14 protein-coding genes and 1 riboswitch are annotated in these 13,272 nt (G+C 54.7%); of the genes, 5 read left to right on the forward strand and 9 right to left on the reverse strand.

Annotated elements, in window-relative coordinates:
* Positions 1-3: 3 nt before the first annotated feature.
* The 3 genes from VJ369_RS01395 to VJ369_RS01405 form a co-directional block, all read right to left on the reverse strand.
* Positions 4-1,188 (reverse strand): acyl-CoA dehydrogenase family protein, encoded by a 1,185-nt coding sequence (locus VJ369_RS01395; RefSeq protein ID WP_324090371.1) that lies wholly within the window; start codon positions 1,186-1,188, stop codon positions 4-6.
* A gap of 13 nt (positions 1,189-1,201) precedes the next feature.
* Positions 1,202-2,347, reverse strand: a complete 1,146-nt coding sequence (locus VJ369_RS01400; protein ID WP_324090372.1) for a CoA transferase — start codon at positions 2,345-2,347, stop codon at positions 1,202-1,204.
* Positions 2,348-2,446: 99 nt separating this feature from the next.
* Complete coding sequence (locus tag VJ369_RS01405; RefSeq protein ID WP_324090373.1) at positions 2,447-3,166, reverse strand: GntR family transcriptional regulator; 720 nt, start codon at positions 3,164-3,166, stop codon at positions 2,447-2,449.
* A 76-nt stretch (positions 3,167-3,242) separates the two neighbouring features.
* Here VJ369_RS01405 and VJ369_RS01410 point away from each other — a divergent pair, with 76 nt between their 5' ends.
* Together VJ369_RS01410 and VJ369_RS01415 are read left to right on the forward strand one after the other, a co-directional pair.
* Entirely contained in the window at positions 3,243-4,118 is an 876-nt protein-coding gene (locus VJ369_RS01410; protein ID WP_324090374.1) for an inositol monophosphatase family protein, read from the forward strand.
* A gap of 61 nt (positions 4,119-4,179) precedes the next feature.
* Positions 4,180-4,392, forward strand: a complete 213-nt coding sequence (locus VJ369_RS01415) for a hypothetical protein (RefSeq protein WP_324090375.1) — start codon at positions 4,180-4,182, stop codon at positions 4,390-4,392.
* A 45-nt stretch (positions 4,393-4,437) separates the two neighbouring features.
* On the opposite strand, the gene VJ369_RS01420 is transcribed toward VJ369_RS01415, so the two are convergent.
* The 5 genes from VJ369_RS01420 to VJ369_RS01440 all read right to left on the reverse strand — a co-directional run bounded on the left by VJ369_RS01420 (position 4,438) and on the right by VJ369_RS01440 (position 9,561).
* A complete protein-coding gene (locus VJ369_RS01420; protein WP_324090376.1) occupies positions 4,438-6,111 on the reverse strand; it encodes a thiamine pyrophosphate-binding protein in 1,674 nt (557 codons plus the stop codon).
* Positions 6,111-7,097 (reverse strand): agmatinase, encoded by a 987-nt coding sequence (speB, locus tag VJ369_RS01425; protein WP_324090377.1) that lies wholly within the window; start codon positions 7,095-7,097, stop codon positions 6,111-6,113. Before speB ends, VJ369_RS01420 begins: the two co-directional genes overlap by 1 nt.
* Before the next feature lie 358 nt (positions 7,098-7,455).
* Positions 7,456-8,412: an ROK family protein gene (locus VJ369_RS01430; RefSeq protein WP_324090378.1), complete on the reverse strand. Its 957-nt coding sequence runs from the start codon at positions 8,410-8,412 to the stop codon at positions 7,456-7,458.
* 34 nt (positions 8,413-8,446) lie between these two features.
* On the reverse strand, positions 8,447-8,860 hold the full coding sequence (locus tag VJ369_RS01435) for a hypothetical protein (RefSeq protein WP_324090379.1): 414 nt from the start codon (positions 8,858-8,860) through the stop codon (positions 8,447-8,449).
* Between the two features lie 137 nt (positions 8,861-8,997).
* On the reverse strand, positions 8,998-9,561 hold the full coding sequence (locus VJ369_RS01440) for a helix-turn-helix domain-containing protein (protein WP_324090380.1): 564 nt from the start codon (positions 9,559-9,561) through the stop codon (positions 8,998-9,000).
* A gap of 211 nt (positions 9,562-9,772) precedes the next feature.
* On the opposite strand from VJ369_RS01440, the gene VJ369_RS01445 reads away from it, so the two are divergent.
* The 3 genes from VJ369_RS01445 (at position 9,773) to VJ369_RS01455 (ending at position 12,037) form a co-directional block, all read left to right on the forward strand.
* A complete protein-coding gene (locus tag VJ369_RS01445; RefSeq protein ID WP_324090381.1) occupies positions 9,773-10,372 on the forward strand; it encodes a DinB family protein in 600 nt (199 codons plus the stop codon).
* A 101-nt stretch (positions 10,373-10,473) separates the two neighbouring features.
* A riboswitch (SAM riboswitch) is annotated at positions 10,474-10,586 on the forward strand.
* Positions 10,587-10,603: 17 nt separating this feature from the next.
* Positions 10,604-10,870, forward strand: coding sequence for a hypothetical protein (locus VJ369_RS01450; protein WP_324090382.1), 267 nt, complete (start codon positions 10,604-10,606; stop codon positions 10,868-10,870).
* 63 nt (positions 10,871-10,933) lie between these two features.
* On the forward strand, positions 10,934-12,037 hold the full coding sequence (locus tag VJ369_RS01455; RefSeq protein WP_324090419.1) for a VIT1/CCC1 family protein: 1,104 nt from the start codon (positions 10,934-10,936) through the stop codon (positions 12,035-12,037).
* Positions 12,038-12,088: 51 nt separating this feature from the next.
* Here VJ369_RS01455 and VJ369_RS01460 read toward each other — a convergent pair whose 3' ends face one another.
* Positions 12,089-13,267: an LOG family protein gene (locus VJ369_RS01460; protein ID WP_324090383.1), complete on the reverse strand. Its 1,179-nt coding sequence runs from the start codon at positions 13,265-13,267 to the stop codon at positions 12,089-12,091.
* Between the last annotated feature and the right edge of the window lie 5 nt (positions 13,268-13,272).

The following is a 13,272-nucleotide window of genomic DNA, read 5'->3' on the forward strand; positions in this document are numbered from 1 at the left end:
TCTTTAACGGAAGGCCGGAATGCCGGTGAGCTTATTGCCAAGTATCAGCGTGTGCACTTCATCGGTTCCTTCGTAGGTACGCACCGACTCGAGGTTGTTGGCATGGCGCAATGGCGAGTAGTCCAGAGTAATGCCGTTACCGCCCAAAATCGTTCGAGCTTCGCGACAGATTGCGATGGCCTCACGGCAGTTATTGAGTTTGCCTACTGAAATCTGGTGCAGATCCAGAGTTCCGGCGTCCTTCTGACGACCAATATGTAGAGCAAGCAGGAAGCCCTTGTTGATCTCCAAGGCCATGTCGACCAGTTTCTGCTGTGTCATTTGGTAGCCGGCCAGCGGCTTATCAAACTGCAGTCGTTCTTGCGAATATTTCAACGCTACTTCAAAGGAGTCGCGTGCAGCGCCCATAGCGCCCCAGATAATTCCGTAGCGAGCTTCATTCAGACAAGAAAATGGGCCCTTGAGACCAACCACGTTGGGAAGCACTGCGGTTGCTGGCAGACGAACGTCGGTCATTTCAATTTCGCATTGAATAGAGGCACGCATTGAGAGTTTAGGTTCAATGGGTGTGGCTTTGAACCCGGCGGTCTTGGTGGGAACCACAAATCCGCGGATACCTTCGTCGGTTTGTGCCCAGATGACCGCTACCTGGGCGACGTTGGCCAAGCCGATCCAACGCTTCAGTCCGTTTAGTACCCAGTCATCACCATCCCGGCGGGCGAAAGTTGTCATGCTAGAGGGGTCCGAACCCGCGGTCGGCTCAGTCAAACCAAAACAACCAATTGCTTGGCCCGCTGCCATCTGTGGCAACCATTCTTGTTTTTGCTCCTCCGAACCGTGCTTGTAAATGGCGCTCATGGCCAGTGATCCTTGAACCGAGACGAAGGTGCGTAATCCGGAATCTCCGGCCTCCAATTCGGCACCGGCTAGACCATATTCAACTGCTGATCGTCCTGCACAGCCGTAGCCTTCAAGGTGCATGCCAAGCAGGCCGAGCTTCGCCATCTCCGGTACGATTTCCAAAGGGAAAATGGCTTTTTCATACCAGTTCGCAATATTCGGTTTGATATTTTCGTTAACAAATGAGCGCACGTTGTTACGTAAGGCGAGTTCTTCGCCGCTGAGTAACGCATCAAAGTTGATCAGATCCGCCGGCTCTAAGGCTGCAGATGACAGTGAATTATTCATGGAATTATCTCCTTTAGAGTTTGGTGGTGCTGAGAAAAGATTGCTGGTGTTCGCCCAGGTCCGGGGGCACAAGACGGTATTCTGCTTTACTTCGTGAAAGGTTAATAGGACTTGCCACCTGTGTTGAATGCCGTCCGGTAGCTGAGTCCTCGATACTCACCAGAGGTTCCAGTCCGAGCGTTGCCGCGAGCTCTAAGGCTTCACCGACAGAGTTGACTTTGCCGGCTGGAACTCCAGCCTGCATTAGACGACTTGTCCATCGGCTTGCGCTGTCCTGAACCGTGATTTCTTCAATGAGCTCCTTGAGCTCCCGTCGATTTTTTACACGCTCCAGGTTGTCAACAAAACGTTTGTCGCTGGCGAACTCAGGCGTTCCTAGTTCTGCGACCAGAGCTGAGAATTGACGATTATTTCCGACAGCGATCACCATCACCCCGTCCGCTGTTGCGAAGGTTTCATAAGGCGCGATACTCGGATGCGCATTGCCCAAGCGCGGCGGTGATTCACCAGTGGCCACGGTACTGCTGGCTTGATTCGTGAGTCCTGCCAGCATTGATGTCATCAGCGAAATATCTACCTTTTGGCCCAGACCACTTTGTTCGCGTTCGCGCAGGGCAAGCAGGATTCCGGTTGTCGCATTCTGGGCCGCAAGTACATCGACCAAAGCCACACCTACCTTGCTTGGTGTCCCCTCAGGTTCTCCGGTGATGCTCATCAATCCGCCGACCGCCTGAACCAGAAGATCAAACCCTGGAAGACTGGCACCGCCCCGGTCACCGAATCCGGAAATTGAGCAATACACCAGGCCGGGATTCGTTTCCTTGACAGATTCGTAGTCGAGTCCAAATTGGGTGAGCACACCAGGACGAAAGTTTTGTACAAGCACATCTGCATCGTCAATAATTTTGCACAATTCGCGCAGTTCGTCGGAGTTTTTGAAATCGACGACAATTGCCTGCTTATTACGGTTCACTGCCGAGTAGTACGTGCTCACACCATCGCTGGTGACAGGTGGCAACCACCCTCGTGTTTCGTCTCCTGCGCGACTTTCGACTTTGAGCACCTCAGCCCCGAAGTCGCCCAGCGTCATGGTACATAACGGACCGGCAAGGATCCGCGACAGGTCGACAACCTTAACGCCTTGCATTGGTTGAGTCATGGGCCACCTACGATCTGATCCTAAAAAATACAGTTACATGTTGCATGCAACTGTATGTCAATTAGTTCTACTGTTCAATAGGACAGGGAATAATCGAGGTTAAAAGATAAGCTCTTCCAAACGAGACAAGTACTGCTCATCATTCAGCCCTGACGTGCGCGCACACACCGCTCGCACGAGCATCTGTGCGGTACGCAAGACGTGATTTTGCATGGCGAGCTGCGCGCCGGACGGATCACGGTTCAAGATTGCATTCATGAGCTCGTCACGGTCACCCGCTAGATCTTGGCTAGTTCGCGCCTGTGGAATCGTGACCTGTCCATGGGCTAAGACTAAATTGCGCAGCTCACCGACAATGCCGTCAAGTTTCGCGTTACGCGCCAACCCGAGCAAGTAAAGATGGAATTTCTTATCCGCCTCTAAGGTGGCGCGCCCATCTCCGGTTTGCCCCACTTGGATCATCTCATGGTGCAGTTCGCGTAAAATCTCGAGATCGGCTTCGCTGGCGTTAAGTACCGCACGGGCTGCGGCTGGCGGCTCCACAACCAAGCGAATTTGGAAAACCTCGACTATATCGTCCAAGGAAATCTGATTCACGCGCACACCACGATTTTTCGCGACCGTCACAATGCCTTCTTTTTCGAGCAACTGCAACGCTTCCCGTACCGGAGTACGCGAAACTCCAAGCTTCTCGGAAATAGCAATCGCCGAGTAGTGATTGCCCGGCGTCATTTCACCGGAAACTATCGCCGCGCGAATCTTGTTGGTGACTTGATCCGTTAATGACTCTTTAGGCACAATCGGTTGCATGCTACTCATACTGGAAGTCTAACTGTCCGGTCTTCAATAACCCCGCAAAACTGACCGACGACCGCGCACCGAGTAGGGTTAAACCGTGACTTCACACAAAATAGCTTCCTTGCCGGAACTGGCTGAGACTCTTCGACTCACGGCGCTGAACGCCGCGCTTCAGGCTGCTCCCGTAATTCAAGGAGCATTTCGAAACAACATCACCGCTGAAGAGAAAACTAACAGTCATGATCTAGTCACCGCCGTGGACAAGCAAAGCCAGGAGATCATCACAAGCTCGCTGCGTACCGCTTTTCCGGACTCTTGGGTTCTCGGTGAAGAAAATATTGATATGGATTCGGGAACTCCGGAGGCCGGCCAAGTGCAATGGATAGTTGATCCGATCGATGGGACCAGCAACTTCGTGCACGGCATTGCGTTTTTTTGCGTCTCTATCGCTGCGGCCATCGACAATCAGTTAGTTGCCGCGGTAATCGTTGACCCGATCTCTGGCGATCAATTTAGTGCTAACGCCGAGGCTGCATTCCTCAACAACCAGCGTCTTAGCCCGGGTCCACGTCCCGAGCAGGCACGCGCGAATCTGATGACCGACTACCCCGGCGCTGAATCCCTAATTAAAGACGGACCTCTGGCTTTGGAACTATTCGGAGCATGGATTCAAGACTTTGCCACGGTACGTCGCAAAGTGTCAGCCGCACTGGGGCTCGCGCATGTGGCGGCCGGATGGTGCGACGCTAGTATCGGTTTTGATACCAAAGCCTGGGACATCGCAGCCGGCGCACACCTAATTCGGATGACTGGAGGGACTTATCGGGGTTTGGCTTTCGGCAAACAAGTCGCTGCCGATCACCTCTGCGAAGGGTTTATCGCCCAAGGCCCCGGAGCTAATTACGAATCACTCAACAATGCAGCGCTGCGAGTACATCAACTGCGCACTCAGACGCGCACCAATCAAATCTGACAATATCGAATTTTTTACCAAGGCAGGGCAATTTTGCCGGCTTCGGTCGTACCATGAGGGCATGGCACCACATATCCAAAGGACTGCACATTCCGCCGTGCAGCATCATGGTGGCGGAGGGGTGATCATCGGAGGAATTGGGGCAATATTGCTCTTCACGACCTTCGCATTGATGTTGGCGATCCAGTTTCTGGACTGGGAACCACTGCTCATCGGTATAAGCATGGGCGTTTCCACATTGCTATTCGGAGTGGTTTACCACTTCACGCATTAGCACAGGCACCTCGGCGCCCCCTTTCGAGGGCGCCGAAACTATGTGCTATTGCCCTAGGTGGGTCGGCGCAAACATGCGTAGTAGCGTCTGCACAACGATCACATTAGGTCCTTCGCCCGTAAATGATTCACGGAGCGCATCACCAATCTGATCTGCTTCCACCAGCCGTGCTGGAACTCCGAACGATTGAGCTAGCGCCACAAAATCGGGCCTGGTTAGCTCGGTAGCTGTGGCCTTGCCAAAGGCCCCTTCCATATATTCACGCAAAATTCCGTAGCCGCCATCATCAACGATTAGCCATGTCACAGGAACGTTGTGTTGCTTCGCGGTGGCCAGTTCAGCGATTGAATACATGGACGAACCATCGCCCGATACCGCTAGAACTCTCGCCTGTGCGGCCGAAGCACCCTTGATTTGCAGGCCGATGGAACCGCCAATGGCCGACGGGAATCCAAAGCCTAATCCACCGGCACCTTGCGCCGAGTGGAATTCACCATCGCGAGAATCCCAGCAGCTCCAGCCCCAGTAAGCCGCAATCGTCATATCCCAGAAGGTCTGCATATCCGCGGGCACCGCTTCACGGATATCGGCCATGAACTTCTGCTCGAGGTCCAGCCCTTGTCCTCGCAGCCGGTCCTGCACCTTGCCCAGAGTTTGAGCAACCAATTGCGCCGGACTTTGTCCGTGCCAGTCTGGGCTACTAGACAATTCAGTGGTGTTGAGTTTCGAGACTAGAAATTCCAAAGCAGTCTTGGCATCCGCGCGGATTCCAAGGGCCGGGGTGTTTGATTCAAGCACCCGTGGCTCGGCATCGATTTGAATCATGTGTCCGCGAGGAGCCAGGGTGAAATAATTACTGGACACTTCGCCCAGCGACGAGCCCACAACTACCAAGACATCTGCGTCCTCTAAGACCTCAGTGACGTATCGGTCCTCTACCCACGACTGCAAAGAAAGCTCGTGTTCCCAAGGGAACGCACCATTGCCGCCAGGGGTGCAAAGCACTGGAGCATTAAGCTTCTCGGCGACCTGCAGCAGTTCGCTTGCTGCTGAGGCCCGTCGCACTCCCCCGCCGGCAACAATGACTGGTCGTTTAGCATCTGAAAGCCAGCGAACTGCCTCATCAATCAGCTCGACCCGAGGTGGATGCTCATAAGCCTCAGCCAGAGCATCGTGCACGGGTGGAACAAAGACCGGTGCCAGTAAGACGTCCTGGGGCACTTCAACCCACACCGGACCCATCGGTACGGTTACCGCCTGTGCCCAAGCATCTTGGATCGCCGAAGGTATGCCGGAGGCGTGATGCACCGTTTGCTGGAACTTGGTGACGTTTGCGGCCGAAGCCTTCTGGTCATCAAGTTGGTGCAACATGCCTTTACGTCGTGCACCCAAGCCATCCAGTGGGATCTGGCTTGCAATAACCACCATTGGTACGCCGGTGGCGTAGGCTTCCTGCAACCCGGCCAGAGACGTCAGCGCTCCGGGGCCGGTGGAAAGGAAGAGTACTCCTACCTCACCGGTGGCGCGGCTATAACCATCCGCGGCGAACGCAGAGTTGTTTTCCACCCGCGAAGAAATGAATTGCAGATTGGAGCGGGACAACGCGTCAAAAAGACCCAACGCATGTTGCCCGGGAATCCCGAAGACTGTTTTAGCACCGAGAGCACTGAGCGTTTCAACAACGAGATCACCACCGTTACGCTGCGTTTCGTTGCTCATTAGTTGTTCTGTCCATTCAGCTGACGGTATTCACTGATCAAGCTGATCAAGTCATAGGTGACGTGCGAGGCTGCAACTCCCGTGAGCTCAGCATGATCATAGGCAGGCGCCACCTCAACAATATCGGCACCCACAATTTTCAATCCACGCAGCCCGCGCAAAATCTCCAACAGTTCACGGCTAGTAATACCGCCGGCTTCTGGCGTGCCAGTGCCAGGCGCATGTGCTGGGTCAAGAACGTCGATATCTACCGAGATGTAGAGCGGACGGTTGCCGATACGATCCCGCAGTTTGGCAACAATTTCTTTAACACCCTGATAGTAGACATCTGAGCTGGTAACGATGCCAAACCCGAAACGCTTGTCATCTTCCAGGTCCTTCTTGCCGTAGAGGGGACCACGGGTTCCCACATGGCAGATCGCTTCCGTATCGAGGATGCCTTCTTCAACAGCACGACGGAATGGTGTGCCGTGGGTATATTCAGCGCCGAAGTAGGTATCCCAAGTGTCCAGGTGCGCATCGAAGTGCAACATAGCTACCGGTGCTCCTGCGCGCTGCGAGGCGGCACGCAGTAAAGGCAGCGCAATGGTGTGGTCACCGCCGATAGTCACCAACGTTGCGCCATCCTCGGTCAGCTCCAGCGCGTTGTGTTCGATGGTCTCAATGGCTTCATTGATATTGAACGGGTTGACTGCCATATCCCCGGCGTCGGAGACCTGGCTCAAGGCGAAAGGTGAAACGTCGACGGCCGGATTATAAGGACGGATCAATCGCGACGATTCACGCACGTGGTTTGCGCCGAAGCGGGCCCCGGGGCGGTAAGAAACACCGCTATCAAACGGAACGCCAACAATTTTGATATCCGACTTTGATACCTGATCTAGGCGTGGCAACCGTGCGTAGGTGCCACCGCCTGCGTAACGGGGAATGACGGCGGCATTGATGGGGCCGATGTTCCCATTTTCTTCGATCCGTACTTCTTTCATGAACGCTTCCTCCCGGCACACCTACTCAGGGGTTGCCTAATATGAAACATGAGTTTCCTCCCATGCTATTTATTGGCGCGCCTACCGTCAAGGTGTATTCGTCCATAATGGGGGCAAGTTTGTATACATTGAGAGCCCCATTCTCCCGCGTTAACGGAAAAGTAAGGCTCTCAAACGATCACTTAGGTAAATTTTTCGCCGTGTTCATGAGGTCCTGCTCTGGCACTTTCAACTCGTCACGTAGTCGATGCCCGGCTTCTCCTTTCAGGAGAATGGCGTAGACCTCTCCGGAGAGACCGAAACATTACCTTGGATATCGACTCTGGGACACAGTCCGCTCTACGCACTTTCAGGTTAGTTAGCGGCCATGCCGTGCTAAATCCGCGGCACCGATCAACCCGGCATCCGCACCGAGCTGCGCACGGACGATGCGCGCATAGGGTCTATATCCACGTCCTGGAAGGAGTTTTCGGTACGTTGCCTCGGCCGTTGCAATCAGGGAGGTAGAAGCAGATCCCAGTCCCCCACCAATCACCACGACGCCAGGATCCAGAACTGCAGCAAGGTTTGAGATTCCCATTCCCAACCAACGCCCCATCTCTTCAATGAGTTCCATACAGGCTAGGTCACCATCAGCTGCCAAAGATGTCACCATCGCGCCGGTGACCAACGCAGGGTCCGAAGAGCAGGCGTCACGAAGATTGTGCGCTCGGGGAGAGTTGAGCCGGACAAGCTCTGCGGCTTCGCGTCCCAGCGCGTTACCTGAGGCATATTGCTCCCAACACCCGCGGTTGCCGCAGGGGCAGCGATGCCCCTCTACTACTAAGGTCTGATGGCCGAACTCGCCCGCAACGCCAAAGCTGCCCCGTAAAATTCGATTATCAAAAATGATTGCGCCGCCAATGCCGGTGCCAAGCGTTAGGCAAACGCTGAGTTTTTCGCCGCGTGCGGCACCAAAATGGTGTTCCGCCCATCCAGCAGCATCCGCATCATTGTTTAAGCTGACCTGGCGGTTCATTTTAGCTTCGAGACGTTCCAACACCGGCTCATCGCGCCAAGCAAGATGAGGCGAAAACAGGACGTGAGAGCCACTTCGATTGATCCACCCGGCAGCACCGATACCTACTGGTAGGTGCTGGTTACTATCGCTCAGCTCATTAACTACGGCGGCGATAGCGTCTTCGGTCAAAGCTGCATTCTGACCCGGAGTGGGACGGAAACTTCGGCGCAGGATCTGGCCATTACCATCTACAACACCCCCGGAAATCTTAGTTCCCCCGATGTCGATTCCGATCGCGAGGTTCTCGGCGGGCATCGCTTCCTCCCTCTGAATGAGCGCACTCTGGCATTTAAGCTTTAAAGGACTTCTTGCTGCTATCGACTATGGCCCGGTCCACTTCATGGAACCCGAGAGCGAAACCTAACGAGAGAACAAACGATTTGATGGCAATCTCATCAAGTTCGTCTGCCACGTATATGAGTTGTACCGGGCCAGCAAGCACCAGCAACAGCACGGCCCAAAGCCCATAAACCCATGAAGTTTTAGCCTGAGCCATCTGTGGGTAGCGTGAGCGCCGGTAAATAGTGCGAAGCCCCAACACTAAGATTACGCCGGCAAGAATCCCTGCACCTAGAATGAAAAAATTACGTTGAGTGCGAATCAACGTCATGGTTACACCAATGAGGACACCGAGAATTGCAGACATCCACCAATTGGCAGAGCGTAGTTCCGACTGTTCAGCCCGTGGCTCACTTTCCGTCACGGAGCTCCCTTCGGTTATTTAGCGGTGTCGATTAAAGTTGTTAACAGTATTTCAAGGATACGCTTTGGAATTTATCTAGCTAAAACGGTCTGTTGAGCGTGATGAAAATTTTCCCCGAACAAACCGTTCAACGTCGCTCAAAGTAACAGAGTCCAGGTGACTACGGCCGTCTGATCAGTCGTATTCTCCCAGCTGTGAGGTTCACGGCCCGGAAAAGTCACGGTATCGCCGGCCTGCAATTCGATACGATCCTCGGGCAGCACCAAGGTGAAACCCCCGGAAATCACGTGAAGCACTTCCACCTTGCAGTCCACCGAATAAAGTTCGGCTTCACCCGCACCCTGTGGCGCGACCTCGGCCCTAATCATTTGCACACGTGTTTCGGTGCGCGGAGTGACAAGCTGTTCGGTGATTCCCTCACCGCCGAGGGCAATGCGTGGTGCTTCTTGAAGCCTAACCAGTTTTGTTTCGGGCACAGAGAATAGTTGACCAATTTCTAGTCCCAACACGTCGCAGAGCTTGAGCAATGTCGACACCGACGGGCTCGTCAGGTCTCGTTCGACCCGAGACAAGAAACCTTTAGTCAGCCCCGACATCTCGGCAACTTGGTCGATTGTTAGCCGGCGCGTTTGTCGTACGCCCCGCAAACGGGCGCCAATATTGATCGCTGCGCCGGTGGGTTCTACGGGCAGTGTTTTCATGCGCTCCCACCATTCTGGTTGCCAAGACTCCACGGATTGGTGGTCCCAGGTCTCAGATGCGGCCAGACCATTCTGATCAGACCCTTACATTGGGTCAGTTTACCAATAGGAAACCCGGACCAGCCTTAAGCAGCCGCTGTCCTACCAGCCGCACCGTCCTAATGTCGTTTCAGCACTGTCCAATGAACGCAACAGAAATTAGACTCAGCGCATGGATACCAAAAATGATCCGTCCGCCCAAAGGCTCCGCGCGTATTTAAATGAGGCGCGTGGCACCGTGCTGTGGAAGTGCGAGGCTCTGAGCGAAGAACTGGCCCGACGTCCGATGACGCCTACTGGCACCCACTTGCTTGGCATCGTGCACCACCTGGCAGTGACCGAATACGGTTATTTCGGTGAATGCCTGGGACTGGTCCCTAACGATGATCACGTACTCCAATTACTGCAAAGTGAGGATTCACAAATTGATTTCTTGCCTCCGGCAGATTATTCGGTTCAAGACGTAGTAGACCTGTACCGAAAATCCATCGCCTTCGCCGAGGCGGCGCTGGATAATTTAGAGTTAGTTTCACCGGCGCTCATCCCCTGGTGGACCGTTCATCGCCACAGCACCGTAGAACATCTCATCGTGCATATGATCGCAGAGACCTCTCGGCACGCGGGACAGCTTGATATCGTTCGTGAGTTGCTCGACGGTCAGGTTGGCCTTCGTGAACAAGCTCTAAATCTCCCGGGCTACAGTTCAGCTCAATGGCAAGAACAATATCGGCATCTGCAACAGCTTTCGCAAGAGGCTGCCCAGCGTAAGTAGGCTTTGAGTGGTTGTGTCCTCGGCGAGCGCCAGTCCGGTAAACCTAGTATTACGTAGCACTACGCGGGCGCAGCTGGCATCGGTGTAGCATCGTAATGTTGCTTCACGAGATGCGGCGCCAAGCTCCGACTGGCCGCACACCAACCCCAGGTTCATGGGTGGTTCGGATGAAGAAGCGGTCCGTACGCCGTCCGGCTGCGGGCAAGAGCTCTCTTGAGGGTACGTGCCGCCATGAGTATCAATGTTCTTCCGATTATCGATCTGCAAACCGGTCAAGTGCAGTTTCCACTGCATGGGGTCTGGGTCAGTTATTTTGTCACTAATCCTCGGCATCTCGCCGAATCACTGACGCGGACCGTACAAACCCCTAGTTTTGATGTGTCCCGCGAAGAACTCTCTGTTTTCATCGCATACGCCGGGCATAATCGCGGTATTGCCCGCGTATTTAGCCTTGCCAAATTCCCAGCTCTCGCTTCGCTCACTAAACTGAACAGTTGAACCTACCTCGGATCGTTAGCCTGCCTACTAGATCCACTCTGTCTCAGGAGACTCATCCCCGTGATGACCCAAAGCTCAACACCCCAACCCACAAAGGTACAAGTACGTCGCTGGCGTAAATATATGGCCGACGAAGTCGCCGAGGGTGCGATCTACCGCGAACTAGCGGTTAAACGCACCGGGCAAGAACGCCAGATTTTGCGCGGACTGGCCGAAGCCGAAGAACGCCATGAAAACTACTGGCGCGCAAAACTAGGCGAACACGCCCGACCGGTCCGCCCCTCACTGCGACGGACCATATTGCGTTTTATGGCCCGGCATTTTGGTTCCGTCTTTGTTTTGGCGTTAGCCCAGCGCGCCGAAGGAAATTCTCCCTACGCCACCGATCAAGATGCCGCCCCGCAAATGGCTGCGGATGAACAGGTGCATGAGGAGGTTGTCCGTGCCTTGGCGACCGCGGGCCGAACCCGTCTATCTGGCAACTTCCGCGCAGCGGTCTTCGGAGCCAACGATGGCCTAGTTTCAAATTTGGCGTTGGTCATGGGTATTGGCGCAACAGGGGTGGCGTCCTCATTAGTGCTCTTCTCCGGTATTGCCGGTTTGCTGGCAGGTGCGCTGTCCATGGCAGCCGGCGAGTTCGTCTCGGTACGTTCCCAACGTGAACTGCTCTCCGCTTCACGTCCCACGCAGGTCACGCTCTCTGCGGCTCAGAACCTAGATTTGGACGCGAACGAATTGGTCCTGATTTATAAGGCCCGAGGGATGAACGATGAGGATGCAGAGCACCGTGCCGCCGAACGGATGGGTCTGTTCACTTGCGATTGCAACCCCTCGTTCTCGCTTCACCCGGAAGTGCGCTCGGCTGAACTTGAACGCGAACATGAGGAACTTGGCTCGGCCCCTGGAGCGGCCATGTCATCCTTTATGTTCTTTGCCTCTGGCGCGGTCATCCCTATTCTTCCCTATATCTTTGGGCTCTCTGGTCTTGCCGCGGTGATTGTAGCCGTGGTCTTAGTCGGCATTGCGTTGCTTCTCACCGGAGGTATTGTCGGCTTGCTCTCCGGGGCTTCCCCAATCAAACGCGGTATGCGTCAGCTCGCCATTGGTTTGGGTGCGGCTGCGGTTACGTACTGTCTGGGGCTGCTCTTCGGAACCTCTGTAGCGTAGCGCTCGCTGCCTTTCTGGCCGCGGCCCTTTGGGGCCGCGGCCAGAAGTTTTTTAAAACCGTGTGCGGCGACGCAACGGAGTCATGGTATCAATGAATGCGACCGCTTCGTCCACGGTGTCTACCAACGCAATTCTGTCTTCCATGGCCCGGCCTACGGCCAGCGCTTGCAACAGGGGCCAGACCGGGAGCTCTTCGCGCCAATGTTTTTCTCCGACCAGGACGATAGGGGTGACGCGCGCACCGGTCGCATAGTAGTTTTCGCAGGCATCTTGGAAAATTTCTTGGACGGTCCCGGCGGCACCTGGCAACACTATGATTCCGCCGTTTGATTGTTCAAGCAAGATCGCTTCACGAATTGAATTCGTGAAGAACTTGGCAATATGCGTGGCAAAGAGATTCGGTGGCTCATGCCCATAAAACCAGGTGGGAACGCCCAACGAATGATTTTTGCTAGGAAATTGCTCACGCACTCGTATCGCCGTGCGCGCCCACAAAGTTCGATGGCGGATGGCGTCAGGCGCCTGCGCCAAAATATCCAAGGCAGCAACGATGTCTTGGGGCTCATAGTCTGCAAGCCAAGCACCAGCATTGGCGGCTTCCATCGCACCAGGTCCGCCGCCGGTCACAATCGAGTAGCCCTTACGGGTGAGGGTGGCCCCCAGCTTAACTGCATCGGCAAATTCTTGGGTTCCGCGTTGGACCGCATGCCCGCCCATGACTCCAATCATCGGCGTGTTGGCGAAAACTCCGTCGTACACCGCGTTTAACATTGCCTGCCCAATATGGTGGTCATGCAAGGTGCTAGCCATCGCGGTGTCGTCGGTAGCAAATTTCTGCGGTGATTTAGTTTGTGAATAGGTATATATCTGCGCATCAGGTACCTGCGCATATGGCACTTCTTTGATCCCTGAATACAGTTCATACGGTGTATACAAATCTCGTTCGAAAGTGTCAAAAGGCAGTTGTGCTCCGCTACTCATGCAAAGTCCGCCGGTAGCTTCCACCAGAGCACGCCCATGGGAGGAAAAGGCACAATCGATAAAAAGACAGTCTGCCAGATCCAGGGCACCCAGAACGGAGTCTCGTGTCTGCAAATCCACCCGGTGTACACGCCAGTTCCTGGCACGTGCCAGCTGGGTTTCGAGAGCTTCGGCGGCTAGCCTGTCGAATTCTCCCAACGTGGTGATATTGACTGCACGGGAGGGGACATACGGCCACACTTGAGACATGTAAC

Source organism: Glutamicibacter sp., assembly GCF_035257265.1.
Taxonomy (GTDB): domain Bacteria; phylum Actinomycetota; class Actinomycetes; order Actinomycetales; family Micrococcaceae; genus Glutamicibacter.